A 26,346-nucleotide genomic window follows, 5' to 3' on the forward strand; every position below is an offset into this window, starting at 1 on the left:
TTTCGAACCCGTCTTTCTTAACAGCCTCCGTGATTTGCGCTACGATGGACGCCGACTAAAGGGAAGGCGGCTTGGGGATATGGACCCGTTGAAGACAACATCGCTTTCTGCCCGTGCGCAGGAGGCAATCATGCAGATCATCGAGGGCATGGACCTCGCCCAGGACAACAAGCTGCCTCGCGAGGAGCTGCTCGCATCCCAGCTGGGCGTCAGCCGCACAACCATTCGGCAGGCGCTGAACAACCTGGCAGCCGAGGGCGTGGTATCGCGGCGCCAGGGCAAGGGCACGTTTGTAAACGTCGATTCGATCGGCATCCGTGTGACGTTCTCTCCCTGCATGGAGCTTATGCAGGCGATTCGCAACAGCGGTTTCGAGCCTTCTGTTCGCCTCTTAAGCGCCCATGCCGCCGACGAGAGCTCCGGGTTCTCGTCCGGTAGGTACTCCATGGATGACGTGCGCCGCATGTTGGAGCTCGAAGCGGGCGATCGGCTGATAGAGCATGACAAGGTATTCTTTGCGGACGGTGAGCCGTGTGCGTTTTGCCGCGATTACTTTGGAGCGAGCGTGGCGGGTGGCGAGGCCGGCCTGGACGAGCTCGAGCGCTACGATGACTCGCTGTACCGGTTTGTCTATAACTGCAGCGGTCGCCGGGTTGAATGGGATAAGGTCGAGATCGATGTCGCCGCACCCGATGACCTTCCCGCGGTGTTCACCTCGCAGACGCCGCGCGGTGCGAGCCGTCCGCTGCTGTGCATACGCTCGGTCAACTACGACCAGGATAGCAGGCCGGTCGTCTGCGCCGTGGAGTACGTGGACACGTCGGTCATTCGCTATAACCTGGTAAGGCAAAAAGCCGTCGACTACCAAAGGCAATAAGGATGCATCCGCGCCGGCGGCCCCTCTCGGGGTGCCGGCGCGACTCATACGCGTATCGAATGCGGGGGAATGGCTATGGTCTGCATCGATCGAAAACGAGCTCGCGCGGCGTTTCTGGCATATGTGGACGCCTACGATGTTTCCAACAAGCGCATCGCCCTCAAGATCGCCCACACGTATCGCGTCGCGAACCTGTGCGAGCAGATCGCGAAGGGCGAGGGTATGGACGAGGAAGACGTCGAGCTGGCATGGCTCTGCGGCTTGCTTCATGATTTGGGACGCTTTGAGCAGCTGCGCCTGTGGGATACCTTTAGCGACGGGGCGTCTGCCGAGCATGCTGCCATTGGCACCGCCGTGTTACGAGGACTTTCTGCCAGCTCCGTTCCCGCCCGCGTCGCGCCCGCGGAGCACCCTTGGGATGCGCCCCATCCACCGGCGCCCGCCGTAGGCAGCGGCGCCATCGAGTCCTTTCTTCAAGACCGCGCGTTCGACGATATGATTCTCGCTTCGGTTGAGTGCCACAGCTTGCTGCGTGTTCCGCAAGGGCTGGACAACCGCACTCGCATGTTAGTGGATATTGTTCGTGACGCCGATAAGATCGATATCCTTCGGGTCAATTGCGAGAACTCGGTGCAGACCGTGCTGGGTGTGTCCCAGCGGGAGTTTTTGCAAAGCGAGATTGGCTCCGGCGCGGTGCGTGCATTTGAGGAACGCCGGTGCTTGGCGCGCGAGGAACGGCTGTATCCGGCGGATTACCTGGTGGGAATGGCGCTGTTTGTCTTTGAGCTGGTCTATCCCGCCAGTAAAAGAATCATGCGCGACGCGGGCCAGCTACAGCGCATGCTCGTCCATCCTTTTGGCGTGCAGGATGAATTCGAGTTGGCGCAGACGCGTGAGACCTGGTCGCGCATGGCGAAGGTTTTGGTCGAGTACCTCGAGGAGGCGTAGGTCGCACAGGCGGCGAATGGAGGCGGCTTCTCAGTCCGTCCTCTTACTCCTCGAAAACGGCGACGGCGCGTACGGGCATGCCCGTGGCGTCCTCGATTCGCGGCCACATGACAAAGATGATGGCGCCGGTTGCGGGGACCTTGTCCAGGTTGCACATGACTTCTACCTGCAGGTGCCCGTGGTCAAGCACCCAGCGCTCGGCGGCCAGGTCGTCGGCTTCCACCGCCAGGTAGGACGCGTCGGTATCGAACGTCTCGTGTCCGTTCATGGCGATACCGCGCTGCTCGTACAAAAACTCCAGCGCCGGGATGGACCAGCCGGGGCAGTGCTCGCCGCCTTCCTCGTCGAAGTTGTTGAGGGCGTCGTTGTCGGGCCAGCGCTTATACCAGTCGGTTCGCAGCGCTACAAAGGCGCCCTGCGGTATGCGGCCGTGCTCGGCTTCCCAGGCGAGGATGTCCTCGACTTCGATGGCGGTATCCGGGCCGTTTGCGGCTATCTTGGACGTGAGGTCGATAACCACCAGCGGCATCGCCATCTGCTTGCCTCCGAATGCCTGGGAGCTCAGGTGGTCCGGCGTGAAATGGCAGGGAAAGTCGACGTGCGTGCCAAACTGCCCAGGGAACTTGTAAGTATGGATGCGGCAGGAGAGCATCTCCTCGTCGTAATCAAAGACGGTGCGGCACAGCTCCACGGAGCCGTCCGGAATGCCGCCCCAATACGGGCTTTGGTTGTTGAGGGGGTGGGAGAGCTCCACCCACGTGCATGCTTTCAGCTTCTCCAGATCTTGCCATAGGCTCATGATGGGGGCTCCTTTCGGGTGGCGGTATACGGGATGCTTGCGCCGGGCCGTCGCGGACGGCGCCGGCGAGGGGATTAGCCCAGTTTGCGGGTCGCGCCCATGAAGACGGGCGTCATGGTGACCAGGTCGATGATTAGGTAGGCGAACGGGCGGTCCAGGATGACCTCGTGGACTTCGGGCTCTTCCGCCATCGCGCTGCCCATCATGAGTTCGGCGGAGGTCGCGGCTGCCGCGCGCGTACCGGTCTCGTTCACCTCGATAAACGTCTTGTGGGCGATCTCTCCTACATAGAGGTTTTCGGCGGCGCTTCCCAAGGGGGAGAGGTCGGCCGCCTGCATATCGAAGGCGTCGAACATGCCCATGGCTTGGAGCTGCGCGGTGAGTTTGGTAGCGTATTCAAGCGTGAACTTGGGCAGGCCTGCGTCTGCGAGCGAGAAATCCTTGGGCGTCATGAGGTTTGCCAGCGCTGCGCCGTCCAGCGAGTCGAGCGCCTGGTCCAAGGTGAGCCCCTCTTTTGGAAGCAGGCCCACAAAGCCAAAGTTGTAGTCGCGATACGGTTTGATGAAGCCGGTGAAGGAGTCGTTCTCCAGGTAGCTATCCTCGCGCGAGCGCATAATGCGGCAATCTGTTTGGGAGCCGTCCTGCGCGGTGAAGGCCCAGTCCAATACGTTCTCGTCCTCATAGGGATCGTCCCAAGCGCCCTCGAAGGCCAGCGCGCTGATGAGGAACAAGCGGGAATCGGGCGAGATGTCGTCGATGATCTGGGGAATCATGCCGTGGGTGTTCTCGTCCACCCATGCGTTGATATCCTGCAGGGTGGTGTTGTCGAAAGGCGCCTCGAACGCCTGCGCATCCAGGGTGTTGGCGCAGGTTTCCAGGTAGTCCTCTTGCACGGAGAGGGCATCGTTTTTCAACCAGATGGAATCGGCGAGACTCAGCTCCAGGGGATCCAGCTCGATGCCGCTGCCATAGGGATCCGCGCCGGCAAGGCGCCTGGCGTAGGCGTTGAGATACGCGTTGAGGGCGTTGGTGTCAAAGCCGCTCGCTTGCTCTATCTGGGCAAGCGTCTCTCCTGCTGCGCCGTTTTGCAGCATGGCCAGCACGTGGAGCACGGAGAGCGGAGAGACCAGTACGTTGTCCTCTGCGCCATCGCCCGCGGCAGCAAGGCATTGCTTGAACAGGGCGGTTGCGAATCCGTAGGCGGATGCGAGTTCCTCATCGCCGGCGAGGTAGTCGATGATGTTTTCTTTGGACGAGGTGTCCAGTTCGTGGCGAATCTTCTCGGTGAGGTTGGTTGCGGTCAAGGCCGCTCCCTTCTGTGCGGTGTCGTCGCATCCGGAGAGCGCGGCCGCGCCGGCGCCGGCAAGCGCGGCGGCAAGGAGGCTGCGGCGGCTGAGGGCGTGCGGAACGGTACGGTTGCGGGGCGTGCGTGCGGTCATGGAGTCCTCCTAGGGCTACCGGGGCCGTTAGCGGTTTGGGACGCTGTCGGCATGCGTGCGACGAACGGGTATGTTCACGATGATGATACCCATACATACCAGGGCGAGCGCTAACGCCGCGACGCCCGGATTCACCATCGATCCCTCGTCCAGCAAGACCATGGAGAGCAGAAAGCCGAACATGGGGTTCATGAAGCCGAAGACGGTGACGCGCGAGACCGGGTTGACGGCCAGCAGGCGCGACCACAGGCTGTAGGCCATGGCGGAGATGAAGCTCATGTAGACGATCAGGGCGAGGGCGGGAAGCGGCTCGGCGGGGCCGAGGCGCCCTCCGGCTGCCGCGGCGGCGATAGCGAGGACGGTTCCGCCCGCAAGGAACTGCCAGCCGCTGAGCATGACGGGGTCATGGTGCTTGCCGAGCACACCGATAAGGCAGGTCGACATGGCTCCGGCGACGGCGGCGAGCAAGATCATGCCCTCGCCACCAAGGGTGAAGCCCAAGGTTTCGCCCGCGCCCATGTCGGCGATGTTGATAAGCGCGACCCCTCCGAAGCCCGCGGCGCAGCCCAAGATCTTGCGGGCGGTGAGACGTTCGGTGCGAAACAGCAGGCAGGATAGCAAGATGGCGATGAAATTGCTGCTTGCGGTAACGATGGAGCTGGTGACGCCGGATGCCTGGCTGAGCCCGCGGTAGAAGAACACGTATTGCAGCACCGTTTGGAACAGCGCGAGCAACAAGATGGAGCGGACGTCGCGCTTGCGCGGAATCAGCGGCTTTTTGCGCGCCGCGCTCATGCCGATGATGACCATGGCTCCCGCGATGATGAAACGCACGCCGGCAAAGAGCATTTGAGATGAGACGTCATCACCGGGGATGCCGAAGAGGCGGTAGCCGATCTTGATGCTGGGGAACGCCGAGCCCCATAGAAAGCAACAAACGGCGCAGGTTGCGAGCAGGCCGGGAAGCGAGGCGAAGAGGCGGTCGAAGCCCTTCTTCTCCGCCCGGTCGCGCTGTTCCGGCGTAAGCGATGACGTCACAATCAACCTTTCTTTAGTGTCTTGCGCGGCCTAGTCGCGGTCGCCCACGATTTGCAGCAGATGGATGAAGATGTTGACCAGGTCGAGCCAGATCTCCGCTGCGTTGAGGATGGCCATCTTGACCGTGGGCTCGCATTGCTGGGCGCGGTAGGTGTCGTATCCTATGAACCCGCAGAAGACCAGGATGACGGCGTAGTCATACCATGCCATCGCAAAGCCCATGAGGCTCCCGGCGATCCCGGCGACGATGAGGGCGATCAGCGCGGTTACGGCGATGCCCTGGATGCGGGCGAAGAACGTAGGGAAGCTCGTTCCCAACAGGGTGAATAGCGCCGAGATGATGAAGGTACCCACAAAGGCGTTGGCGATGCTGGGGAGGCTGTAGAAGGGCAGGACCATGCCCGTTGTGAACCCGATGGAGCAGACCAGCAGGGCGTATCCTGCGAGCGTGACGCCGTAGCCCTCGCGCTTCATGCCCATGTGCATGACGGCGATGCCGGCGATGCTGGCGATGAATGACCCGATCGAGATCGCCAGGTAGTTGTCGACGACCGCGTAGAGGAAAGCCGGGGCCTGGGCGAGCAGGGCACATGCGGCGATGACGGCGAAGCCGGCGGTCACCAGCCCGCCCATGATGAGGTTGTACGTGCGGCGGGTCAGCTGCGCGCTGTGGTCGCGGGAGGGGTCGAACGGGGAGATGGCCTCCTGCTCGGGAGCGTTAAAAGGAGTGTTCTGCATATTCTCGTCCCTTCTGGCGGGTGGTCGAATAAGGTGACGGGATCGTCGTGGCGTCCACTCGACTATACCCGACCGCGGGAGCAGAGATGCGGCCGCGGTGCGCTTGTCGGTAACTGTTTGCATTTCTCGTGCCCGCGCGCGCCTTGGTGGCGCACTATGGGTAGGAGACAAGCATGGTTGCGCATTGATGCGCATTGATAGGGGCGAGCGGATACGAGAGGCGTGGTGCCGGGCTATGGATAACGAGGCGATTCATGATGACGAGGAGCGGGGCAAGGTCCCCTCGACCGCCGAGAAGGTTGCGGGCGGTATAGAGATGGCTGCCGGCGTCGCTATCGCCGCGGCGGGCGTGCCCATGATGGTGCTGCCCGGTCCCGGTGCGGCGGCCCTGCTGGGCGGTGCGGCGCTTGCGAGCAAAGGCCAGCGCCGCTATTCCGGCCGCGAGGCGACTGCGGTCGAGGAGAAGCTGGACCAGGCATCTGTCAAGGCTGCCGAGGTGGCAAAGCGCGAGGGGGCCAAAGCGGCGAAGGCCGTGGCGCGCAACGCCCCCAAGGTGGCGGCCGCCACGGCTAAGGTGGCGGTAAAGGGCGGTGCGGCAGCAGCCAAGGCGGGCGGCAGGCTCGCCGGCAAGGGCCTTGATGCGGCGGCGGTCGCCTACCTTCGCTATAGGGAGCAGAAGAGGGGCGATGCGCTGTGATGGACGAGAAATCCTCGCTGCCGCGCCGGTCTAAAAGCGTCGCTACGTTTCTCACCTATGTTCGCGAGCGGATGGACACCTTTCTCGACCGCCCGCTTTGCGCCATCGACAGCTTAGTCTTCTCATGGCTTGCCTACGCGCATTTGGGAGAGGACCAGGTAAATGCCTGCTTGCCGGAGGGCATCGCCCTGCATGAGATGCTGCGTGCGGAGGAATTCGACAACATGTTCGGATCCACCTGGGACCCGGAGGGTAGCCGGGACCTCTTGTTCGCCGTTTGCGCCAGTCCGCGTTTTCGCGATGCGCGCCTTACGGAGTTTCGCTTCAAGACCGCCCGCTCCGCCGAGGAGCAGTTCGCGGCCATGACGTTCATTCTGCCCGATGGCAGCTCCTACGTGGCGTTTCGCGGTACCGATTCCACCATTGTGGGCTGGAAGGAAGACTTCAACATGACCTTCCTCAACCCCGTCCCCGCCCAGGAGGAGGCGCGCGCCTACCTTGAATACGTGGCGTCCGTCACGGCCGGTCCGCTGTATGTGGGAGGCCACTCCAAGGGCGGCAACCTCGCTGTCTACGCGGTGGCTACCTGCAATAAGTCGTGCCGCGAGCGCGTTGTCAGGGTGTTTTCGCATGACGGCCCGGGATTCCATCGCGAGTTCTGCGCATCGGACGCCTACCGCAACATCCTTCCCATCATGGTGAAGACCGTTCCCAAATCGAGCATGATAGGCGCGGTGCTCTCCGAAGGTCCCGACTGCCATCCCATCATCGTGGAGAGCGGCGGCTTCTCGCTGTTCCAGCACAATCCGTTTCTGTGGGAGGTCGACGTCGAGAACGCGGCGTTTGTGGAGGCCGACGGCTTCACGGCGTCGTCTCGCTATTTCGACTCGACGCTTGATGCCTGGATGGACAAGTACTCGCTGGCAGAGCGCGCCCGCTTTGTCGACGCCCTGTTCGACGTGATACGCGTGACGGGCGCCAAGCGCTTCTCCGACATCATGGCCGATCGCAAGACCAACGTTCCCCTTATGTTGGAGGCGGTCGAGGGGCTTGACCCGGACCTGCAGCAGTTTATTAGGGACGTGCTTCGCTCCTTTGCCAGGACGGCGACGGTTGAGAAGGCGGCGGGCGCTGCGAGCGGCATCGCTGGAACCATCAAGAAAGCGCGCCCTAGCGTTGCTTTGGCGGTCACCACCTTTAAGAACAGGGGCGAGGGGTCCGATTAGGCGCGGGCTTCCGCCTCGCCCTCGTCCTTATCCAAAAACAATAGAAGAGTTTGAAACATCCTGTCGCACGAGAGCGTATTCAGGGTGAAGGGCCCTTGAATGAAGCACGGCAACAGACGGGAGACGGTATGGATGCGGAGAAGTGGTTTAGGGAGGCGGTCGAGCGCCATCGCGATATGGTGTTCCGCCTTGCCTACACGTACCTGCGCGATCCGGCCGATGCCGACGATGTGACGCAAGACGTGTTTGTGAAGCTGCTCCGCAGCGGCAAGCGGTTTGAGGGCGATGAGCATCTGAGGTATTGGCTGGTGCGGGTCACCATCAATGAATGCAAGTCGCTGTTTAGAAAACCCTGGCGTCGCGTCGAGGATATCGAGGCGTACGCGGAGACGCTGCAGGCTCCAAGCGAGCAGCATCGTGATTTGCTGGTTCGCGTGATGAGGCTGCCCGAGAAATACCGTGTGCCCATGGTGCTGCATTACTACATAGGCCTTTCTACGGACGAGGTGGCGCGGGCGATCAAGGTTCCCGCAGCGACCGTGCGCACGCGACTCGCGCGCGGCCGCGCTCGTCTTAAGAGCATGTTGGAGGGTGAGAAGCGATGATGATGAACACGATGCCCGGAAAACGTTCGCGTGCGGATATGCAGGGAGCCTTTGAAGGCATGCACGCCTCTGAGGATATGTATGAGAAGGTGATGGCGCGCGCGTCGCATCGCGGCCGCAAACGCGGTGGCGTGCCCAAGATCGCCGTGGTGGCGACGATTGCGCTAGCGGTTGCGCTGGCGGCGGGCGGCACGGCGTACGCGGTCCTTGGCGGGGACTTCTTCTTCCGCGGATGGGGTGACCACGGACATGGTCAGGTGAACACGTGGACGGTGGACGGAGACGGCGTATACAGTCGCACGTTTGGAACGGTTGACGAAGGGGAGCTCTCCGACGAGTTGAAGGCGTCGGTCGAGTATGCGGGCCGCGCGGTTGAAGCCCGTGGCTACACGCTGCTTGTGGAGAGCGTTCTTGTTGACGATCTTGGCTGTGGCGCCGCGACCTTTACCTTGAGCAACCCTGATGGCATCAAGATCAACCCGGCGTACGGCGTACCCGGCGATGCGGTGTTTGACGACACTTCTGACCTGCGTCTTTTGAGGGTTGACTTTGGTGACGGTGTGTTTGCGAATGACGTTGTGGTGTACGACGCCGATGATTCTACCGATACGAAGGTGCGGGGCACCATCTACTTCAACGCGTGGAACGGCGCGGGCTCTGTGGCATCTGGCATCAAGTGGGTTCTTACGTTTAACAATGGGGATGTTGCGACTGACGCCTTTGTACCCGCGAAGACCGTCAAGAGTCGTGAATTCAAGACGGCCGATGGCGTGAGGGCGATGGTGAGTCCGATTGCGCTGGTTATCGATGGCGAGAGCGTGATGGAGGCCCATGACAATCTATACGGAGTCGATCCGTTGATAATCCATAACCTGTCAGTAACTATGGAAGACGGCACGAATCTGGTGATCACGGACGATGATGCCCGCGCCTACAACATCTTTGGTTCGTGTTTGCGCGGGGAGGATGGGGTAAACCTGCAGATCGTTTATCGTCCAACGCAGCTGCTGACGCCGGATAAGATTGCAAGCGTGAGCGCTTCTGGCGACCTGCATCACACGGATGGGCAAAACGAGGCCTGGCAGGCGGAGTTTCTACCAACGGCGTAAACAGATAGTTCGCGCCATCATGCTCAGGTGGTTGCGCTAGTTGAATTTCGGGCCCCGGGTGCCATGCGTTGCGCCCGGGGCTCCTGTCGTTCTCTTACGCCTCGATAGCCACTTCACGCTCTTCGCGGGTGACGAGCGCCTTGACGGCGATCTCGGCGCCAAGGTAGCGTTCCACCAGGCTCGCGAGCTCGTCCGTGGCGGCGCGGCAGTCCTCGATGCGCTCCGGGTCGACGCACTCCACAATAAGGAAGGCATTCGAGGTGGTGTCGGTCAGCGCGGTGCGCACGCCGTCGCGCCAGTTCCAGCAACGGCAGACCGCGCCTGCATCGTCCACATAGCACAGCTCGCCGGGCAGCGTGGGGTCGTTCTCAGCGTTCTCTCCCAGCGGGATGAACCCGTCCCCACCCTGGGTGATGAGCAGGCGCAGGTCGCCTTGGAAGGCGTCGATGTCCTCGCCGCCCAGGGGCAGCGCGTATTTGAGCGATATGGCGTTGTAGATGTCCACGGCGGGGGAGATGCTTCCCACGGGGTTGCCCTTGAGCACGCGCTTGAGCAGGTTCTCGATAGAGCAGCGGGCGCCGCGCTTGGTCTTGAACCGCTGGTAGGCCTGGCGCCATACGCGAACCGGCGCGTTCTCGGAGAGCGTGGGCGATTCCAGATGGCGTTCTGCCTGGGCGTTCGCGCGGGCGAGCAGCTGCTCGATCTCCGTTGCGTCCTCGGGCGAGACCTGGTCTGCGGACCTCATCCCCTTGGCCACCACCACGCCCAGCGACGCGCCGGGAAACAGGTTCCAAAACGAATCCTCGGTGACGAACTTCTTCATCTGTAGGCTCCCTTCCTATTCATCCGCCCCAAAACCTTTCGCTTTACGAGGGACTGAAAACTAAACGAGCGCCCACAGGCCGGCCCCCTTCTTGCGTCCTACGGTGCCGGCACGTGAGCGCTCGCGCGCTGCCCCCATCCGGAGAAGGGGACGTGTATGTCGCGGTCATTGTAGCGCTTGCTCCCGATCTTCGTCCAGATACGCTGCGGCGGCGTCTAAAAACGCCTGCCCCGCGGGCGAGAGTCGGTGGCTGCGGCTCCAGATGAGCTCTACATGCGATGTGAGCGAGGGGGCGAGCGGTATGAAGGCAAGGCTGTTTTCCGGCGAGGGGGCAACGATGCCGTCCAGGCAGAGCGCCGCGCCAACGTGCGCACGCACCAGAAGAGAGGCAGTGTAGAGCAGGTTGTACGTGGCGCGCACGTCGAGCCTTGTGAGGTCGCAGCCCATCCAATCGCAGATGCGCTGTTGGGCGAGGATCTTCTCGGGCATGATCAGGGGGCGGTCGATAAGGTCTTGGGGACCAAGCGACGCGGCCGCGGCAAGGTCGTCGTCCGCCGGTACCAGAGCGCCCCATCTATCGGTATCCGGCAGCCTGATCGCGTGGTAGTCGTCCGTGCGGGCGGGGCCCACCGCGATGCCGAAGTCGACGATGCCGCGCGATAGATGCTCCGTTACATCGTCCGAGCTTTCGCTGCGAAACTTAAAACGGATGCCGGGGTGCGTGAGCTCGAGCCGCTTGGCTACGTGCGCTATCGCCAGCGTGGCGCGCGTCTCGCTGCAAGCTATGCTTACTTCGCCGCTGGCGACATCGGGCGCCTTGAGCTCCGCCTCCGTCTTGTCGAGCAGGTCCGAGAGTTCGCGCGCCCGGTTGAGGAGCAGATGCCCCGCGTTGGTGAGGGAGATACCATGGCCGCCGCGTTCTAGCAGCTTGCAGCCAAGCTCGTTTTCCATCTTGATGATTTGACGGGAAAGCGCCGGCTGGCTTATGTGCAGCTCCTCTGCCGCGCGGGTGATGTTTCCCGCCTGGGCGATGGCGATAAAGGTTCGAAGCTCCCTGATGTCCATGTGACCTCCCTGCTATAACGTTCATGCATATATAGCTATGCAGTATAGGTCTTTGTTATATGAAGCGCTTCGCGATACGCTTGAGTGGCCGATGAGCGCTCGATTGTTAGGCTTGAGGGTAAGACGCAAGGGGCTCCCTACTTCCCCGGCGCCGCATCACGGACGCGCCGTCGGCGTCTTGTTCATTCCGTAGCCTGCTGGAGGAACCATGCGATACGCCAAGCTTGGCACAACAGACATCGAAGTATCTCGCATCTGCCTGGGCTGCATGGGGTTTGGAGATCCTGCGTCGGGCCAGCATTCCTGGACGCTGGGCTACGATGATTCCAAGGCGATTATCGCTTGCGCCCTCGATGCGGGTGTAACGTTTTTCGATACCGCCATGGGTTACCAAAACGGAACCAGCGAGCAATTTCTTGGACGAGCGCTGGACGAGTTGGCGCGCCGCGAGGACGTGGCGGTGGCAACCAAATTCGTCCTAGGCTCGCTGCACGCCCCCGCTATGGAGCAGGGCGGGCATGGCGGTGCTGAGACGGTCGACAAAAAGGTCGAGCGGCTGCTGGGTGCCAGCTTGGAGCGCCTGGGCATGGATTACGTCGACCTCTATATCTACCACATGTGGGATTGGGAAACGCCCATCGAGGAGCTGCTGCCGGCCCTCGACCGTCAGGTTCGCGCCGGCAAGATCCGCGCGCTGGGGATTTCCAACTGCTATGCATGGCAGCTTGCGGAGGCGAACGCCATCGCCCGCGCGAACGGCTGGGCAGAATTCTCAAGCTACCAAGGGCATTACAACGCTATCGCCCGCGAGGACGAGCGCGAGATGGTCCCCCTCGCTGCGACCCACGGCATCGCGTTGACGCCGTATTCCGCGCTGGCAGGAGGGCGTCTCACCCGACTGCCCGGGGAGACCAGTCGGCGCCTGCGCGAGGACGCGTACGCCCATGGTAAGTACGATGCCACCGCCGATGTCGACGAGCCTGTCATCCAAGCAGTCGCCGACATCGCTCGGAGCCGCGGCGTCTCCATGGCAAGCGTCGCCTTGGCGTGGCTTCTCACCAAGGTCACGGCGCCCATCGCCGGCGCGACCAAGCCGCACCATCTGGACGGCGCCGTCGCTGCATGCGATATCGAGCTTACCCAAGATGAGATGGAGGCGATCGAGTCGCCGTACGTGCCGCACGCGGTGGTGGGCGTGGTGGCGGAGAATCGTCCGCGCCTACGATAACTTGCCCCAGGCGCTGTGCGGAGCTACTATACATACCAGTAGTATGTATAAGGGGGAATCCGACGCTATGGCGAGAAGCAAACATCCCGAAGAGACGGTCGTGAAGATCCTCGACGTCGCGATGCGCTTGTTTGTCGAGCGCGGCTACGAACAGACCAGCATGCAGAACATCATTGATGGGCTGGGCGGGCTTACCAAGGGCGCGGTCTACCACCATTTCTCGAGCAAGGAGGAGATCTTTCTCGCCGCGATGGACCGCGTGATGGCACCCGGTGCTGAGCGCCTGCGCAAGATTCGCGATGCGGAGGGCATGACCGGCCGCGAGAAGATCCAAACGATGTTTGAAAACGGAGCCCGCGGCGTGGATTCGGCGTTCTTCTCGCAGGCCGATCCCGAGCTTGATCCCATGAAGAACCCGCGCATGCTTGCTGCCGAGTATCGCGACCTGTTCGATGTGAGCGCCCATGAACTCATGTTGCCGGCGATCGAGCAAGGTGTTGAGGATGGAAGCATCCAAACCGACTATCCCCGCGAGCTCGCCGAGACAATCGCCCTTCTTAATAATTTATGGTGCGTGCCGGCGTTTTTCCCTGCGCGCGACGAGGAAGAGCAAAGGCGTCGCGTCGCCTTTATGAACGACTTTCTGTCCGCCATGGGGTTGGAGATAGCCCTGGACCCGCGAGTGAGCTTGGAAACATGGCGGCGCCGGTGCGGGGAGACCGCCCAGGAGGACGACGGGGCGGATGCGTGTGCGGACGCGCGTGCTCGACGCTAGCTTTGGACGCATGCATGTATGGACGAGGGACCGCTTCGGCGGTTTTTCTCGTCCCAAAAATACATACCGCTAGTATGTGATGGGGGACGAAGGGAAGGCTGCATATGAAAGATATGGTTGTGCGGTCGGATAGGCGCACGTTCGCGTGCATCTTGGCGGCGCAGTTCTGCTCATTGCTGGGTCAGGAGGTTCTGCAGTTTGTCCTACCGCTCTATCTGCTGGATGTAACGGGGTCGGGCGCGCGCTTTGGCTTGGCGATCGCATGCGGCTTTGTGCCCTACACGCTGCTGTCTCCCGTGGGAGGGGTGCTGGCGGACCGCACGCGCAAGCGCGGCATCATGATGGGCGTGAACGCGGCGCTGGTCGCCGTGCTGCTGACGTTCCTTGTTCTCAAAGATGTTGGCGACCCATTTGTATTGGTAGTGTTCGCGACCATGGCATCGTTTGTGGCGCAGGCGCTCTACCAGCCGTCTATCCAGTCCACGGTTCCCTTCGTCCTCGCGCCTGCGGACGTGCCCCGCGGGGTGGCGCTGGTGAGCCAGATCGGGAGCCTTACCACGTTGAGCGGCCCGGCGGTGGGCGCGGCGGTCTACGGCGTCGCGGGCTTGGTGCCGGTGGTTTGGATTTCGCTTGCAGCGTTTGCGCTTTCCGGCGCGGTGGTGGCGCTTGCGGTGAGGTTTTCCTGCGAGCCCTCCCCGTGGGACGGCGGCGCGCTTGCCATGGTGCGCGACGACCTTGCAGAGGCTTTTCGATTCCTCCGCGGCAAGCCCCTTCTTCTGGGCGGTATGGCGACGGCGACGTTTGTGAACGTTTCTGCCGGCGCGTTCATCAACGTGGGCACCGTGTACGTGGTGACCATCACGCTTGGGCTTGCCGCGGCATATGCCTCTTTTGCCCAGATGGCGATGGGCGCGGGCAGCCTTGTGGGCCATAGCCTGCTTGCGGTGGGGCCGCGCTTGTTCTCGTTGGGAAAATCGTCCGCCTACGTGGGCGGTGTGGCAGCTGCTATGACTGTCGCAGCCCTGGCGCTTTGCTTTATGGGATCCATGGGGCCCGCGACAGTGTTTTTGATCCTTGTGGCGAGCTACGCGTTCGCGACGATGAGCGGCGGCCTCATGGGTTCCTGCATGCTGGCGGAGCTGCAGTCCGGTGCACCCGTGGAACTGGTAGGTAAGTTGATCGCGCTCTTTATGACGCTGGTGAACTGCGCCACGCCGTTTGGCCAAGCCGTCTACGGGGCGTTGTTCGACGTATTGCCGGCTTGGGTCATCGCCGCGGCGACCGCGGTTGAGTTGGTGGCAGTCACGGTGGCGTGGCGCTGTTTTTTACGCCGCAATCATGCATAGCCGCTCCGTGCCGCGAGCTCGCGAAACGGGACGGCGCCATCCTAACGGTGCGAGACCGCTCCCTTGCCGTTGGGTACGCGACGCCCCGCCTTGCCGGAGATATGGTTGAGGTCTATGGCCCAAACTGCGGTAACGGGCAGCTCGCGGTCGATAGCGCCCCCGATCTCATCCTTGTACTCGGGCGCGTATTTTAGGCAGGGCAGGGCGAGCGCCCGGCGAACCTCTGCCATCTCGGTGACGCGCCGCACGGTGCCCGTGGCTATAACGCTCGCGAAGCGCGTGGTGAAGAACCCCGGCTCTCCGTTCTCCTCCACAAAGACGGGTTCCATATCCATGGCGACGGTGACGCAGACGCGCGGGTCGCGTTCCCAATCCTCGGTCTTCTGGCCTCCGGCAGCCCCCGTGTGGATGAGGAGCGCATCTTTATCCAGCGCGTATGAGAGGGGCGTGGCGTAGGGGTGCCCGTCCTCATCGACGGTGGCGACCACGCAGTACTCGGCGTCGTGTAGGATCTCGCGCGCCTCTTCCTCGGAGATCGCGCGTTCGGGCAGCTGTTTCATGGGTTGATGCACGATGGGTCCTTTCTTGTTGAGCGTGAGGTAGCTTGGGTTCGGTGCGGTTGCCTGGCGCCACCAGTTTAGAGCTTGCCCTTGCGGCGTGGGTTCATGGGAAAGGCGAAAGGTATTTTGCAGCGAACAGGGGGCGCGTGCGTATAGTCTCATAGCAGTAGAAAAGCGAATGCCGCGCAAGGGGTGATCGCGGGGCATTTTGATGGCTTCCTGCGTAGAAGAAAAGAGGCTTGAAATACGATACGAACATACGTACGATAGTAATAACGAAAAATAGAACGGGGAGGTTATTTTATGCTTGCATTATCTATGGTAGCTAGTAATATATCTGTAACGCAGAAGTATTGGTGAGTTCGATGAAGTTTCGAGATGCTTGGCTGGAAGCATTTTGGCGAGACCCTGTTTCTGAGCTTTCGCCAAGGATTCCCGCTGATGTTCGGAAGGTGCTTTTTCGCAAATTGCAGATGTTGGATGCGGCCTGTTCAACATGCGATTTAAGGGTTCCTCCGAGCAATCATCTTGAAAAGCTCCAAGGGGACAGATTCGGCCAATATAGTATTCGTGTTAATAGGCAATGGCGCTTATGCTTCGTATGGTCGGATAACGAGGCGCAGGAGGTGGAGCTTTGTGATTACCATTGAGGACATCATTTCGAGTCCTGGAGAGATTCTTGATGAGGAATTTCTTAAGCCTTTGGGCATCAGTCAGTATCGGCTTGCAAAAGCGATCGGTAGGCCGCAGTCTGCGATATCCGATATTGTTCATGGTAAGAGGGCGATTACCCCGGAAATGGCGTATCTGCTTGGGGCGGCGCTGGGAACAACGCCGCAGTTTTGGCTCAATCTGGAGATGACGTATCGGCTGAAGCTGCTCGAAAACCGCGAGATGCCAAACGTCGTTGCTCTGGTCTAGGTGATAGCGGTGAGCGCCTAGATACATCAAACGGCCCCCTGCTCGCGGTTCAAAACCGTGCGAAGGGCAAGGGGGGGCCGAGGGCGTTGTGCGGAGAGGGCTACTTCTGGTTCGGGCATGCCTCCGCGCGGGCACCGCGCCCCGCTATGAGCTCATCGTAATAAGCGATCTTGTGGTCGAGGCGGTCGAGGCCCTCCTGGACGCGCTCGAGCTTCTCGAGTGCGATTTCGCGCTGTTCGATGAGGATCTGCCTGCGCTCTTCATACGTGGCGTCGCCTTGATCGAAGAGCTGCATGTACTCGATAAGCGCTTCAATGGAGACGTTCGCGCCGCGCATGCACTTAACAAAAGAGATGCGCGCGCAATCCTCGTCACTGTAGTCGCGCACGCCGCTTGCGTTGCGGTGCGCGCGGGGCAGCAGCCCTATACGTTCGTAATATCGCAGCGTATCGGCGCTGATGTCGTATTGCTCGGATACTTCCGCGATGCGCATGATGGCTCCGCCTTCCATGAACGTGAGGATTCTAAAGCCCCGTGCCCAATCATAGGGCTTGAAGCTAACTCTAAGGCAAGGGTGGACAAAGGAAAACATCGCTTTCTCCTCGTCCATTATTACGAGGAGCCAAAGAACGACGGAAATCTAAAACTGGCTCTTGTGCTTGAGTGCGCTCTAAGGCGTACGCTCGCTTTGTACGCATAGCGTTTCGATACGTAAGGGAGAGAGCGATGTCTGGAAAAACACTGGTAGCGTACTTCTCCGCAAGCGGTGAGACCGAGCGCGTTGCGCGCCGGCTTGCCGATGCGATCAGAGCAGACATATTCGAGATCGCGCCCAGGGAGGCGTATACCGCCGCCGACCTCGATTGGACCGACCCCTCGAGCAGGAGCACGCGCGAGTGCAAGGACCCTGCGTGCAGGCCCGCCTTGAAGTCGATGCTGGAAGGGGTTGGGGCATACGAGACCGTGCTCATAGGTTTCCCCATCTGGTGGTATACCGCTCCAAACATCATCAAGACGTTTTTGGAGGCGGGGAACTTCTCGTCCGCGCGAATCGCCCTGTTCGCTACATCGGGCGGAAGCGGCATGGGCAAGACCATGAGCGACCTTAAGCCCAGCGCTCCCCAGGCCGAGTGGCTTGACGCTCGCAGGTTCTCAAGCGGTGCGAGCGCGCGAGACTTGGCAGCGTGGGCGGATACGCTGGCATAGGGCATATGGGCACGGGATGAGTTATAAGAAGGACGCCTCTGGTCGGTTGGTGACCAGAGGCGTCCTTTATTGCTCGATTGGCTCGAAGCCAAGATTGGGTGCAGTCAATTTGCAACGAGTGGAGGGGGCACACGTATAGTCTCATAGCAAGGGACCGCGATGCCGTGCGAGGGGGTGGTCGAATGGCGGGCAGGGATACTGCGCTGGTGCGCAAGGTCGTTCGGACCGGATCGCGCCGATGCGTGGACAAGTTGATCCGCAGGCACTATGACGACATCTACCGGTTTGTCGCCCATCAGATGCGAGATAAGGACGGGGCGCTCGACGTGACGCAGGACGTCTTCGTGGCGGCGATGCGCGCGCTCCCATCCTTCGACGAGCGGCGCGCCTCGTTTCGAACGTGGCTCTACCGTATCGCCGCCAACAAGGTCATCGATTGGTATCGCGCGCGGTCGCGCTTCGCGCCGCTTTCCCTCGATGGGATAGAGATCGATCCCACGGATATGCGTGATGAATACGAGGAGCTTGCCGATCGCTCTTGGAGCGAGGACAGGGCGCGGCGGGCGATGGGGCTCTTGTTGGGGCTTGAGCCCAGAGTGCAGGCGGTGGTGCGCTTGCGGGTGTTCGCCGGGAGCAGCTTCGCCGAGATCGCTCAGGCGACCCAGCAAGGCGAAGCAGCCGCCAAGGCCCAGTACTACCGGGCGGTCAAGGCGATGAGGGCATGCATTGAGCGGGAGGAGCGACTATGAGCAAGGCGGATTGGCGCGAAGGGCTGAGCGGCGAGGAGCGTGATCGCGCCATCGAATCGATTCTTGACGACGCACTGCCTGCATGCGAAGCGCCGCGCGCCCGCATGCGGGGCAATTTCGCCGCCCTGTCTTTGCGCGCGCTGTTCTTTGGAATCGAGGACTGTGCGATTCTGGCGGGAATTATCACCCTTGCCGGCGCGGCCCCTTTGGCGTTCATGGCAGAACCCGGGGATGCTGCGCTTGCGGTCTTTATGCTGGCTCCGCTGTTCTTCGCGGCGCTTCAGGGACTTGTTGCGTGGAAGGACCGCGAGAGCGGAACAATCGCCTGGCGCGCGGCGTGTCGCATGACGGTTCTCGAGTTCCATGCGGCCCGCATGCTGGTGTTTGGGGCGATAGCGATTCTGCTCACCGTGCCGCTTGCCGTTGCGGCCTGGATTGCAAGCGAGCGCATGGTCTCGTTTTGGTGGATGTTGTCCCTTGCCGCGGCGAGCCTCGCGACTTTCGGCGCCCTCTCGCTTCTGATCTTCCGGCTTAGCGTGGCTGGGCGAATGTACGGGGCAGCTCAGGCGGTTGTCATCTCGCTGATGCCGATTGTCACCTGGGCGTTTGCGGGCATGCTGCTGGCAATGCTCCCTGCAGCCGCCGCGGCGCTGCTCGCCGTTCCCGCGGTGGTGTTCGTCGCGGTCGCAGCGGCCGCGACGATCCTATTTGTCCGTCTTATTGCTGATGTCTGCACGATGCCGTTCGCAGAATACGCGTAGGGGAGATGCACTATGCTCACCGTCGAACATGTGACCAAACGATTCAAGCACAACGCCGTGATCGAGGATGCGACGCTTGCGTTTTCCACGGGCGTAACCGGCCTGATAGCGCCAAACGGAGCGGGTAAATCGACGCTTCTGAAGATGCTCGCCACGCTCACCTTTCCAACCGAGGGAAGAATCTGCTGGAACGGCGAGGATATCCATGCGATGGGGGAGCGCTACCGTGCCGTGCTGGGCTACCTGCCCCAGCAGTTCGGATATTATCCCAGCTATACGCCTCGGGCGTTCCTGCGCTACGTGGGCGCCCTGCAACGCATGGGCAAGCGCGACATCGCGCGCGGGACCGACGAGCTGCTCGAGCTGGTAGGGTTGGGCGATGCGGCAGACCGTCGCATGCGCGAGTTCTCTGGTGGCATGATCCAACGTATCGGCATCGCGACCGCGCTCCTTGCCGATCCCCAGATCCTCATTCTTGATGAGCCCACCGCGGGGCTCGACCCGCGCGAACGCGTGCGCTTTCGCAACATCATCCATGGGCTCGCGCAAGAGCGCACGGTGGTCCTGTCGACGCATATCGTGTCGGACATCGAGGCTATTGCCGGCCAGATCGTATTCATCCAAGGCGGCCACGTGCAAGCGTATCCGGGTAGCGCGGAGCTCTGCGCCGAGCTTGCTGGGATGATATTCGAGATGCCGGTTCATGCGGAGCTTCCAAGTGCCTGCCAGGTGTTGGGAGAGCGGGAGAGGGATGGGCGCACGGTGCTTCGCTTGTATGCCAAACAGAAGCCCGAGGGCGCGTGCGTTGTTTCCCCTACCTTGGAGGATGCGTTTCTGGTGCGGTATCGCGAGGGGCGGTGAGGAGAATGACGGCGCTGAGCGCGGCGGTATCGCGCTCGCTTGGGTTGTCGCTGCTTGCGGAGGAGCTGCGCCGGATCGTTCGCATGCCCCTGCTTATCGCGTTGCCGTTCGTCTTCCTCGTCTTGAACGGTGCGCTCATCTTTGGCAACTCGTGGCTGTTTGCCCATATGGCGGAAATCGCTTCGGTCGCCCAGCGGGCAGGGGTTCGCATGGACGATGGGTTTCTGGATGCGGTGGAGGCGCGTCCAGCAAGCAGCGTTCGCGACCAGCTCGCATGGTCCGTGTCCCACGCCCAGGGCATACTCGCTGGTTTTGGTGCGGACGAATATGGTGCTGCTGCGGTGGGCGATATGGATGCGTCGTTGACGTCGCATCTGGTGGCTTCGAAATATGCGGTGTGGGAGAGTCGAGTCGATGCGGTGCGGGCGTCGGGGCGGGAATGGGATGTATACGGTGCCACCTACACGTTCGACCTGCACCAATTCTTATTCGGGACGCTCGTGCCCGTGGTGATCGTGGAGGCTTTTGCTGCGGGCGCCGCCGCGTTGCTCGCCCTGTGCGAGTTGGACGAGCGAACGGGGGCGCGCTCGATCGTGCTGTCGAGTCCCGTTGGGCGCGGCGTCGTTGCAACAAGGCTTGCCGCATCCTTGATATGGTCGTTGATGATGTACGCAGCGCTCGCGGCGCTGACCTTCGGAGCGGTTGCCGTGCTGTCCGAATGGGGAATCGGTCCCGCGTGGGAGAGCAGCGTTTCGAGCTTGTTCAACGTCGTGGTGGACGGAGGCTCTGCGCGGCCGTTCGTGACGTGGTTCGATTGCTCGATCGGCTCATACCTTGTGTGGTCGCTCCTGCTGGGATCGGGTTTCGTGGTGCTGCTGTGCCTCACGCTCCAAGCGGTCCTGCTGGCAACCGGTTATAGCGCGGTCCGTGCCGCAGTAACGGCTTGCGTGCTCTTGATCGCGCCGCTGGGGGCGCAGGCGGTATGCGCACTCAACGGATGGCACACCGCCCGTGCGCTCATGCACGTCTTTCCGGCGCCCCTGCTTTCCGTGAGCGGCCAGTGGTTTACCGACTTGGGGCTTCGTTCGTTCATTCCATTCCAAGAAGTTGCAGCTGTGATCTGCGGCATCGCCGTCCTGTGGTGCATGCATCCGGTGCTGCGGCGCATGTGGTTCGATAAGGATGTGGCATAGATGAGTCTGTTTGCGCAGGAGCTGAATAGGATATGGCGCCCCGGCATCTTTGCGGCGCTGCTGGTGTCCGGCTTTGCCTTTTGGCTTCTTGTCGGACAGGGACCGGGGATAGCCGTCTTTCCCAACGGGAGTCAGGCGACCTTTCATTTCGAGCTTGCCCAGGAGTGGGCGGATAGGTTCGGAGCCTCGATCGATGACGCCGAGATGCGTGAGGTCCGCACCGAAGCGCGCGATGCGGAGGCGGCGTTCGAGTCTGATTTGGCGACGCTTGGCGGGGCTGTCGAGCGCGACCTTCGCACGCGGGCGGACTTCGATGCCTTTTCGAGCGAGGTACTCGATCGCGAACATGAGGTGCAGCAGGCGGGGAGCGAGCCCGATGATGCGCTCAAGGGGGATATCGCGTTGTGCGAGCGGATCCTTGCCTTGCCTTCTCATGAGCGGGCGTATGAGATGGACCTTTGGCTTCAAGCTTTAGAGGGAGAAGGATACGCACGCGGCTACCTCTCGCACATGTGGTTGCAGGATATCGAGACGTATCTCAACCGTCTCTCTATGTGGCTTGTAGCTGCACCCATGTTTGTGATGGCTCCTGCCGCGGCGAGCGACCGGCTGCATCGCATGCGGGCGGTCCAGTGGTCCTCGCGCATCGGTCGCAAGGTGTTCGGCGCGCAGCTGGTGGCTGCGGTGCTGTCGGCGTTGCTCGTTCTCGCTGCGAGCGTGCTGGCCTGGGCGGTTCCCCTTGCCGGTACTGGGATTGGTGCCCTGATGGACTGCGTTGTCACGGGTCCGTTGAGCGGCTATGCCTGCGGCTGGGACGTGACGCTGGGGGCTTATGTAGCTGCTCGCGTCACGCTGATGGCGAGCCTGGGTCTTGCTGCAGGTATCTTGGCGTTCGTGCTTGCCCGGATGAGTGCGGGCTATGTTGGCATGCTCTTGCGCGTCGTGCCCGTGTTCGCGGGTCTTGGGTGGCTGCTTGCGCCCGTGCTGTTTGACCACGCGCTGTGCGAGCGGTCGGTGCCGGGGAGCGCCAATCCCTTCTCAACAGGCTGGCTGCCGGTGGGCGGGGAGGTGACGGTCGTCGTGGCGATCGTGCTGGTTGCTATTGTGAGCTGCGCGTCCTCCTGCATACGTGAGCTTCGGTGCGATGTGAGGTAGATGTGCATACGCCCCGCCTCAAAAAGGGGACAGGCACTTTTTTGAGGTTTGGGGGCGGGCGCTCTTTGAGGCCGGAGAAAAGAGGCCGCCGCCTGGATGCGTTCCAGGCGGCGGCCCTCATGCCGCTGGGCGGGGTGGGACAAAATGCCCCGTCCCAAAATGAGTCACTTACGAGAAGTAGGCGACGCCGCTCTCGAACAGGGGCATGAACTTCTCGCCGGGGACGTTCTTGTACAGGTCGTCACCGCGACGCTCCACGTGGCCCATCTTGCCGAAGACGCGGCCGTCGGGGGAGGTGATGCCCTCGATGCAGGCGACGGAGCCGTTGGGGTTGACGTCGAGGTCCATGGACGGCATGCCCGCCACGTCGACGTACTGCGTGGCGATCTGGCCGCCGGCGCGCAGCTGGGACAGAACGTCGTCGTTGGCGACGAAGCGGCCCTCGCCGTGGGAGATGGCCACGGTGTAGAGCTCTTCCGGGTCGCACTGGGTGAGCCATGGCGACAGGTCGCTGCAGATGCGGGTGCGGACCAGACGGCTCTGGTGACGGCCGATCTGGTTGAAGGTCAGCGTGGGCGCGTCTGCGGTGGCGTCGACGATGTCGCCGTAGGGCACCAGGCCCAGCTTGATGAGCGCCTGGAAGCCGTTGCAGATGCCCAGCATAAGGCCGTCGCGGGCCTGCAGCAGGTCGCGTACCGCCTCGGTGACCTCGGGTGCGCGGAAGAACGCGGTGATGAACTTGGCGGAGCCGTCGGGCTCGTCGCCACCGGAGAAGCCGCCCGGGATCATGACGATCTGGGATTCGCGGATGCGGCGCGCCAGCTCACGGGTGGATTCGGCGACGTTCTCGGGCGTGAGGTTGTTGATGACGAAGATATCGGCCTCGGCGCCGGCTGCGGTAAAGGCGCGCGCGGAGTCGTGCTCGCAGTTGTTGCCGGGGAAGACGGGGATGATCACGCGGGGTTTGGCGATCTTGAGGCCGCCGTAGGTCACGCGGATGCGGCCCTCCTCTTCGCAGGAGTAGGACTCGGTTGCGACGGTTTCGAGCTTCTCGTCGGCGGCGCTGCGATAGGGGAACACGCCCTCGATACCGCTTTCCCAGGCTTCCTGCAGGTCTTCCATGTCGAGCGTCTCGCCGTAGGCGGTGAACTCGTATGCCTGCGTGGTGCAGCCAAGCTCGATGACCTCGACGCCCCCGGCTGCGGGCAGCTCGGTGCCCTCGGCGAGCTCCACGACGAAGCAGCCGTAGGAGTGGTCGAACAGGTCGCGGCCCTCGGCCTCGTAATAGGCGTCGGAGAGCTGGAAGCCCAGCTTGTTGCCAAGGCAGGCCTTGAAGAGGATCTCGGCCAGGCCGCCGAAGCCGGCGGTGGAGACGGAAAGCGCCTTGCCTTCGCGGACGAGGCCCTCGACCGCGTCGAACGCGGCGAGCAGGGAGTCGGTCTGCGGCAGCAGGTCGTCCTCGCGATAGGCGGGCTGGATCAGCGCGACGCGGCTGCCCGCGACCTTGAACTCGGGGGAGACCACGTTGGCGAGCTTATCGACGGCGACGGCGAAGGAGACCAGGGTGGGCGGAACGTCGAGGTCCTCGAAGGAGCCGGACATGGAATCCTTGCCGCCGATGGCGCCGACACCCAGGTCGACCTGGGCCATCAGCGCGCCCAGGACGGCTGCCATGGGCTTGCCCCAGCGCTCGGGCACGTCGCGCAGGCGCTCGAAGTACTCCTGGAAGGAGAGGTAGGCCGATCTGTGGTCAAAGCCGGTCGCGACCAGGCGGGCGATGCTCTCGACAACGGAGAGGTAGGCGCCGCGGAACTGGTCGGCCTCCATGATATAGGGGTTGAAGCCCCAGGCCATGCCGGAGACCGTGGTGGTCTCGCCGTCGACCGGGAACTTGGCGACCATGGCCTGGGCGGGGGTGAGCTGGCGGGTGCCGCCGAAGGGCATGAGCACGGTCGCGGCGCCGATGGTGGAGTCGAAGCGCTCGGAGAGGCCCTTGTTGGAGCAGACGTTGAGGTCGCTCACCAGGGTGCGCATGGCCTTCTCGAAGGACTCGACCTCCTCGGCGCCGGGCACCATGGGGACGGTGCTCTCGTAGACGTTGTCGAGGCTGCCGAACTCTTCGAGCGCGGCGTGGGCGAGCTCGCTTTCGGGGTCGATGGGGGCGATGCCCTGGCCGGGAACGTGGACGTCTTGGAACTTGGGCGCGCCGTTGGAGTTGAGGAACTCGCGGGAGAGGTCGACGATGGCGTTGCCCTGCCATGCCATGCGGACGCGGGGCTCGCAGGTGACCTCGGCGATGACGGTCGCCTCGAGGTTCTCCTCGGCGGCGTAGCCCATGAACTCGTCCACGTCTGCCTCTGCGACGGCTACGGCCATGCGCTCCTGGGACTCGGAGATCGCGAGCTCGGTGCCGTCCAGGCCGTCGTACTTTTTGGTGACCATGTCGAGGTCGATGTAGAGGCCGTCTGCCAGCTCGCCCACGGCGACGGACACGCCGCCCGCGCCAAAGTCGTTGCAGCGCTTGATGAGGCGGCAGGCGTCGCCGCGGCGGAACAGGCGCTGCAGCTTGCGCTCCATGGGGGCGTTGCCCTTCTGGACCTCGGCGCCGTCCTTCTCGATGGACTCGACGTTATGGGCCTTGGAAGAGCCGGTGGCGCCGCCGATGCCGTCGCGGCCGGTGCGTCCGCCCAGCAGGATGATCTTGTCGCCGGGCGCGGGGCACTCGCGGCGGACGTGGCTTGCGGGGGTTGCGCCCACCACGGCGCCGACCTCCATGCGCTTGGCCATGTAGCCGGGGTGATAGAGCTCGGAGACCTGGCCGGTTGCAAGGCCGATCTGGTTGCCGTAGGAGGAGTAGCCGGCAGCGGCGGTGGTGACCAGCTTGCGCTGCGGCAGCTTGCCGGCGATGGTGGCGGAGACGGGGACGGTGGGGTCCGCGGCGCCGGTGACGCGCATGGCCTGGTACACGTAGGAGCGTCCCGAAAGCGGGTCGCGGATGGCGCCGCCCACGCAGGTCGCCGCGCCGCCGAACGGCTCGATCTCGGTGGGGTGGTTGTGGGTCTCGTTCTTGAAGAGGAACAGCCAATCCTGGCCCTCGCCGTCAACGTCCACGGTCACCTTGACGGTGCAGGCGTTGATCTCCTCGGACTCGTCCAGATTGGTGAGGATGCCCTGGGCTTTAAGCCACTTGGCGCCGATGGTGCCCATGTCCATGAGGCAGACGGGCTTCTCGTCGCGGCCCAGCTCGTGGCGCATCTCCATGTAGCGGTCGAAGGCGGCCTGGACCACGGAGTCATCGATCTCGATGTTCTCGAGCACGGTGCCAAAGGTGGTGTGGCGGCAATGGTCGGACCAGTAGGTGTCGATGACGCGGATCTCGGTGATGGTGGGATCGCGGTCCTCGTCCTTAAAATACTGCTGGCAAAACGCGATGTCCGCCTCGTCCATGGCAAGGCCGCGCTCGGCGATGAAGGCGGCGAGGCCGGCCTCATCGAGCTCGCGGAAGCCGTCGATGATCTCGACTGGCTCGGGCTCGGGAACATCCTGGGTAAGGGTTTCGGGGAGCTCGAGCGTGGCCAGGCGCGCCTCGACGGGATTCACCACGTAGCGCTTGATGGCCTCGACGTCCTCGTCGGACAGCTCGCCGTCCAGGATATAGACCTTGGCGGAGCGGACGGTGGGGCGCTCGCCCTGGGAGATGAGCTGGATGCACTCGCTGGCGGAATCCGCGCGCTGGTCGAACTGGCCGGGCAGGAACTCCACGGCGAACGTGGCGACGCCGCCGGCGGGCAGCTCGTCGTAGGCGAAGTCCACCTGGGGTTCGGAGAACACGGTGGGGACGCAGGAGCGGAACAGGTCCTCGTCCGCGCCTTCCACGTCGTAACGGTTAATGAGGCGCAGGGAGTCGAGCCCCTTTACGCCGAGGATGGTGACGAGCTCGCTTTTAAGCTGCTGCGCCTCTACATCAAAGCCGGGTTTCTTCTCCACGTAGACGCGAGAGACCATTGATGCCTGCCTTCCTGTTGGATGGTCGGTGCGAATCGACGGCGGCGGCCGGTGTCCGGATGCGCTGAGAACTGCAGCGGCACCGCCTTTAACCGTGCGACTTTATTAACCTCACCATGATACGACAGGAATGTGGTGGCAGGCTGCAGGTTTCGGGTGGGGTTGCGCGGGTAAGGCCATCTCAGGGAATCTCCCTTGTTCGACGTTACCGTTTGTTTCTTG

The 26,346-nt window shown here is 62.6% G+C and carries 26 protein-coding genes; 17 read left to right on the forward strand and 9 right to left on the reverse strand.

The window, feature by feature from the left end:
• Nucleotides 1–79: 79 nt before the first annotated feature.
• On the forward strand, nucleotides 80–877 hold the full coding sequence (locus HMPREF9452_RS10745) for a GntR family transcriptional regulator (RefSeq protein WP_009142161.1): 798 nt from the start codon (nucleotides 80–82) through the stop codon (nucleotides 875–877).
• A gap of 75 nt (nucleotides 878–952) precedes the next feature.
• On the forward strand, nucleotides 953–1,825 hold the full coding sequence (locus tag HMPREF9452_RS10750) for an HD domain-containing protein (RefSeq protein WP_009142162.1): 873 nt from the start codon (nucleotides 953–955) through the stop codon (nucleotides 1,823–1,825).
• A gap of 43 nt (nucleotides 1,826–1,868) precedes the next feature.
• Here HMPREF9452_RS10750 and HMPREF9452_RS10755 read toward each other — a convergent pair whose 3' ends face one another.
• From HMPREF9452_RS10755 to HMPREF9452_RS10770, 4 genes are all read right to left on the reverse strand, one after another.
• Entirely contained in the window at nucleotides 1,869–2,624 is a 756-nt protein-coding gene (locus tag HMPREF9452_RS10755) for a cyclase family protein (RefSeq protein WP_009142163.1), read from the reverse strand.
• Nucleotides 2,625–2,698: 74 nt separating this feature from the next.
• Nucleotides 2,699–4,063 (reverse strand): serpin family protein, encoded by a 1,365-nt coding sequence (locus HMPREF9452_RS10760; RefSeq protein ID WP_009142164.1) that lies wholly within the window; start codon nucleotides 4,061–4,063, stop codon nucleotides 2,699–2,701.
• Nucleotides 4,064–4,090: 27 nt separating this feature from the next.
• A complete protein-coding gene (locus tag HMPREF9452_RS10765) occupies nucleotides 4,091–5,101 on the reverse strand; it encodes a DMT family transporter (protein WP_009142165.1) in 1,011 nt (336 codons plus the stop codon).
• Nucleotides 5,102–5,131: 30 nt separating this feature from the next.
• Nucleotides 5,132–5,839 (reverse strand): Bax inhibitor-1 family protein, encoded by a 708-nt coding sequence (locus tag HMPREF9452_RS10770; RefSeq protein WP_009142166.1) that lies wholly within the window; start codon nucleotides 5,837–5,839, stop codon nucleotides 5,132–5,134.
• A gap of 235 nt (nucleotides 5,840–6,074) precedes the next feature.
• On the opposite strand from HMPREF9452_RS10770, the gene HMPREF9452_RS11470 reads away from it, so the two are divergent.
• The 4 genes from HMPREF9452_RS11470 (at nucleotide 6,075) to HMPREF9452_RS10785 (ending at nucleotide 9,476) form a co-directional block, all read left to right on the forward strand.
• Nucleotides 6,075–6,536 carry a hypothetical protein gene (locus HMPREF9452_RS11470; protein WP_009142167.1) on the forward strand — a complete coding sequence of 154 codons (462 nt, stop codon included), beginning with the start codon at nucleotides 6,075–6,077 and terminating at the stop codon, nucleotides 6,534–6,536.
• Nucleotides 6,536–7,762: an Mbeg1-like protein gene (locus tag HMPREF9452_RS10775; protein ID WP_009142168.1), complete on the forward strand. Its 1,227-nt coding sequence runs from the start codon at nucleotides 6,536–6,538 to the stop codon at nucleotides 7,760–7,762. Before HMPREF9452_RS11470 ends, HMPREF9452_RS10775 begins: the two co-directional genes overlap by 1 nt.
• Before the next feature lie 128 nt (nucleotides 7,763–7,890).
• Nucleotides 7,891–8,367: an RNA polymerase sigma factor gene (locus tag HMPREF9452_RS10780; RefSeq protein WP_009142169.1), complete on the forward strand. Its 477-nt coding sequence runs from the start codon at nucleotides 7,891–7,893 to the stop codon at nucleotides 8,365–8,367.
• The gene (locus tag HMPREF9452_RS10785; RefSeq protein WP_009142170.1) at nucleotides 8,364–9,476 is read left to right on the forward strand and encodes a hypothetical protein; all 1,113 of its coding nucleotides are present in this window, start codon (nucleotides 8,364–8,366) and stop codon (nucleotides 9,474–9,476) included. Before HMPREF9452_RS10780 ends, HMPREF9452_RS10785 begins: the two co-directional genes overlap by 4 nt.
• Nucleotides 9,477–9,570: 94 nt before the next feature.
• On the opposite strand, the gene HMPREF9452_RS10790 is transcribed toward HMPREF9452_RS10785, so the two are convergent.
• Nucleotides 9,571–10,299 carry a B3/B4 domain-containing protein gene (locus HMPREF9452_RS10790; RefSeq protein WP_009142171.1) on the reverse strand — a complete coding sequence of 243 codons (729 nt, stop codon included), beginning with the start codon at nucleotides 10,297–10,299 and terminating at the stop codon, nucleotides 9,571–9,573.
• A gap of 165 nt (nucleotides 10,300–10,464) precedes the next feature.
• Nucleotides 10,465–11,364, reverse strand: a complete 900-nt coding sequence (locus tag HMPREF9452_RS10795; protein WP_009142172.1) for a LysR family transcriptional regulator — start codon at nucleotides 11,362–11,364, stop codon at nucleotides 10,465–10,467.
• Nucleotides 11,365–11,572: 208 nt separating this feature from the next.
• Here HMPREF9452_RS10795 and HMPREF9452_RS10800 point away from each other — a divergent pair, with 208 nt between their 5' ends.
• From HMPREF9452_RS10800 to HMPREF9452_RS10810, 3 genes are all read left to right on the forward strand, one after another.
• Nucleotides 11,573–12,592, forward strand: a complete 1,020-nt coding sequence (locus tag HMPREF9452_RS10800) for an aldo/keto reductase (RefSeq protein ID WP_009142173.1) — start codon at nucleotides 11,573–11,575, stop codon at nucleotides 12,590–12,592.
• 67 nt (nucleotides 12,593–12,659) lie between these two features.
• On the forward strand, nucleotides 12,660–13,367 hold the full coding sequence (locus tag HMPREF9452_RS10805; protein WP_009142174.1) for a TetR/AcrR family transcriptional regulator: 708 nt from the start codon (nucleotides 12,660–12,662) through the stop codon (nucleotides 13,365–13,367).
• 104 nt (nucleotides 13,368–13,471) lie between these two features.
• Nucleotides 13,472–14,713, forward strand: a complete 1,242-nt coding sequence (locus HMPREF9452_RS10810; RefSeq protein WP_009142175.1) for an MFS transporter — start codon at nucleotides 13,472–13,474, stop codon at nucleotides 14,711–14,713.
• A 41-nt stretch (nucleotides 14,714–14,754) separates the two neighbouring features.
• Here the strand turns inward: HMPREF9452_RS10810 and HMPREF9452_RS10815 are convergent, their stop codons facing one another.
• On the reverse strand, nucleotides 14,755–15,285 hold the full coding sequence (locus tag HMPREF9452_RS10815) for a pyridoxamine 5'-phosphate oxidase family protein (protein ID WP_198003600.1): 531 nt from the start codon (nucleotides 15,283–15,285) through the stop codon (nucleotides 14,755–14,757).
• A 353-nt stretch (nucleotides 15,286–15,638) separates the two neighbouring features.
• Between HMPREF9452_RS10815 and HMPREF9452_RS11690 the strand changes: the two genes are divergently transcribed.
• Nucleotides 15,639–15,923: a type II toxin-antitoxin system RelE/ParE family toxin gene (locus HMPREF9452_RS11690; RefSeq protein WP_083821979.1), complete on the forward strand. Its 285-nt coding sequence runs from the start codon at nucleotides 15,639–15,641 to the stop codon at nucleotides 15,921–15,923.
• The gene (locus HMPREF9452_RS10820) at nucleotides 15,910–16,194 is read left to right on the forward strand and encodes a HigA family addiction module antitoxin (protein ID WP_009142177.1); all 285 of its coding nucleotides are present in this window, start codon (nucleotides 15,910–15,912) and stop codon (nucleotides 16,192–16,194) included. Before HMPREF9452_RS11690 ends, HMPREF9452_RS10820 begins: the two co-directional genes overlap by 14 nt.
• A 100-nt stretch (nucleotides 16,195–16,294) precedes the next feature.
• Here the strand turns inward: HMPREF9452_RS10820 and HMPREF9452_RS10825 are convergent, their stop codons facing one another.
• On the reverse strand, nucleotides 16,295–16,786 hold the full coding sequence (locus HMPREF9452_RS10825; protein WP_009142178.1) for a MerR family transcriptional regulator: 492 nt from the start codon (nucleotides 16,784–16,786) through the stop codon (nucleotides 16,295–16,297).
• A 134-nt stretch (nucleotides 16,787–16,920) separates the two neighbouring features.
• Between HMPREF9452_RS10825 and HMPREF9452_RS10830 the strand changes: the two genes are divergently transcribed.
• From HMPREF9452_RS10830 to HMPREF9452_RS10860, 6 genes are all read left to right on the forward strand, one after another.
• Nucleotides 16,921–17,400: a flavodoxin gene (locus HMPREF9452_RS10830; protein WP_009142179.1), complete on the forward strand. Its 480-nt coding sequence runs from the start codon at nucleotides 16,921–16,923 to the stop codon at nucleotides 17,398–17,400.
• Nucleotides 17,401–17,582: 182 nt separating this feature from the next.
• Complete coding sequence (locus HMPREF9452_RS10835; protein WP_009142180.1) at nucleotides 17,583–18,149, forward strand: RNA polymerase sigma factor; 567 nt, start codon at nucleotides 17,583–17,585, stop codon at nucleotides 18,147–18,149.
• Nucleotides 18,146–18,910 carry a hypothetical protein gene (locus tag HMPREF9452_RS10840; protein ID WP_009142181.1) on the forward strand — a complete coding sequence of 255 codons (765 nt, stop codon included), beginning with the start codon at nucleotides 18,146–18,148 and terminating at the stop codon, nucleotides 18,908–18,910. Before HMPREF9452_RS10835 ends, HMPREF9452_RS10840 begins: the two co-directional genes overlap by 4 nt.
• Nucleotides 18,911–18,922: 12 nt before the next feature.
• A complete protein-coding gene (locus HMPREF9452_RS10845) occupies nucleotides 18,923–19,771 on the forward strand; it encodes an ABC transporter ATP-binding protein (protein ID WP_009142182.1) in 849 nt (282 codons plus the stop codon).
• A gap of 5 nt (nucleotides 19,772–19,776) precedes the next feature.
• A complete protein-coding gene (locus HMPREF9452_RS11475; RefSeq protein ID WP_009142183.1) occupies nucleotides 19,777–20,964 on the forward strand; it encodes a hypothetical protein in 1,188 nt (395 codons plus the stop codon).
• Entirely contained in the window at nucleotides 20,965–22,119 is a 1,155-nt protein-coding gene (locus HMPREF9452_RS10860; protein WP_009142184.1) for a hypothetical protein, read from the forward strand.
• Nucleotides 22,120–22,287: 168 nt separating this feature from the next.
• On the opposite strand, the gene HMPREF9452_RS10865 is transcribed toward HMPREF9452_RS10860, so the two are convergent.
• The gene (locus HMPREF9452_RS10865) at nucleotides 22,288–26,124 is read right to left on the reverse strand and encodes a phosphoribosylformylglycinamidine synthase (RefSeq protein ID WP_009142185.1); all 3,837 of its coding nucleotides are present in this window, start codon (nucleotides 26,122–26,124) and stop codon (nucleotides 22,288–22,290) included.
• Nucleotides 26,125–26,346: the final 222 nt, after the last annotated feature.

This window comes from Collinsella tanakaei YIT 12063, from assembly GCF_000225705.1.
GTDB lineage: Bacteria > Actinomycetota > Coriobacteriia > Coriobacteriales > Coriobacteriaceae > Collinsella > Collinsella tanakaei.

Bases quoted from the DNA above. Each gene is read 5' to 3' on its own strand.
- HMPREF9452_RS10745 (WP_009142161.1), top strand. From the start codon at position 80: ATGGACCCGTTGAAGACAACATCGCTTTCTGCCCGTGCGCAGGAGGCA.
- HMPREF9452_RS10750 (WP_009142162.1), top strand. From the start codon at position 953: ATGGTCTGCATCGATCGAAAACGAGCTCGCGCGGCGTTTCTGGCATAT.
- HMPREF9452_RS10755 (WP_009142163.1), bottom strand. From the start codon at position 2,624: ATGAGCCTATGGCAAGATCTGGAGAAGCTGAAAGCATGCACGTGGGTG.
- HMPREF9452_RS10760 (WP_009142164.1), bottom strand. From the start codon at position 4,063: ATGACCGCACGCACGCCCCGCAACCGTACCGTTCCGCACGCCCTCAGC.
- HMPREF9452_RS10770 (WP_009142166.1), bottom strand. From the start codon at position 5,839: ATGCAGAACACTCCTTTTAACGCTCCCGAGCAGGAGGCCATCTCCCCG.
- HMPREF9452_RS11470 (WP_009142167.1), top strand. From the start codon at position 6,075: ATGGATAACGAGGCGATTCATGATGACGAGGAGCGGGGCAAGGTCCCC.
- HMPREF9452_RS10775 (WP_009142168.1), top strand. From the start codon at position 6,536: ATGGACGAGAAATCCTCGCTGCCGCGCCGGTCTAAAAGCGTCGCTACG.
- HMPREF9452_RS10780 (WP_009142169.1), top strand. From the start codon at position 7,891: ATGGATGCGGAGAAGTGGTTTAGGGAGGCGGTCGAGCGCCATCGCGAT.
- HMPREF9452_RS10785 (WP_009142170.1), top strand. From the start codon at position 8,364: ATGATGATGAACACGATGCCCGGAAAACGTTCGCGTGCGGATATGCAG.
- HMPREF9452_RS10790 (WP_009142171.1), bottom strand. From the start codon at position 10,299: ATGAAGAAGTTCGTCACCGAGGATTCGTTTTGGAACCTGTTTCCCGGC.
- HMPREF9452_RS10795 (WP_009142172.1), bottom strand. From the start codon at position 11,364: ATGGACATCAGGGAGCTTCGAACCTTTATCGCCATCGCCCAGGCGGGA.
- HMPREF9452_RS10800 (WP_009142173.1), top strand. From the start codon at position 11,573: ATGCGATACGCCAAGCTTGGCACAACAGACATCGAAGTATCTCGCATC.
- HMPREF9452_RS10805 (WP_009142174.1), top strand. From the start codon at position 12,660: ATGGCGAGAAGCAAACATCCCGAAGAGACGGTCGTGAAGATCCTCGAC.
- HMPREF9452_RS10810 (WP_009142175.1), top strand. From the start codon at position 13,472: ATGAAAGATATGGTTGTGCGGTCGGATAGGCGCACGTTCGCGTGCATC.
- HMPREF9452_RS11690 (WP_083821979.1), top strand. From the start codon at position 15,639: ATGAAGTTTCGAGATGCTTGGCTGGAAGCATTTTGGCGAGACCCTGTT.
- HMPREF9452_RS10825 (WP_009142178.1), bottom strand. From the start codon at position 16,786: ATGTTTTCCTTTGTCCACCCTTGCCTTAGAGTTAGCTTCAAGCCCTAT.
- HMPREF9452_RS10830 (WP_009142179.1), top strand. From the start codon at position 16,921: ATGTCTGGAAAAACACTGGTAGCGTACTTCTCCGCAAGCGGTGAGACC.
- HMPREF9452_RS10835 (WP_009142180.1), top strand. From the start codon at position 17,583: ATGGCGGGCAGGGATACTGCGCTGGTGCGCAAGGTCGTTCGGACCGGA.
- HMPREF9452_RS10840 (WP_009142181.1), top strand. From the start codon at position 18,146: ATGAGCAAGGCGGATTGGCGCGAAGGGCTGAGCGGCGAGGAGCGTGAT.
- HMPREF9452_RS10845 (WP_009142182.1), top strand. From the start codon at position 18,923: ATGCTCACCGTCGAACATGTGACCAAACGATTCAAGCACAACGCCGTG.
- HMPREF9452_RS11475 (WP_009142183.1), top strand. From the start codon at position 19,777: ATGACGGCGCTGAGCGCGGCGGTATCGCGCTCGCTTGGGTTGTCGCTG.
- HMPREF9452_RS10860 (WP_009142184.1), top strand. From the start codon at position 20,965: ATGAGTCTGTTTGCGCAGGAGCTGAATAGGATATGGCGCCCCGGCATC.
- HMPREF9452_RS10865 (WP_009142185.1), bottom strand. From the start codon at position 26,124: ATGGTCTCTCGCGTCTACGTGGAGAAGAAACCCGGCTTTGATGTAGAG.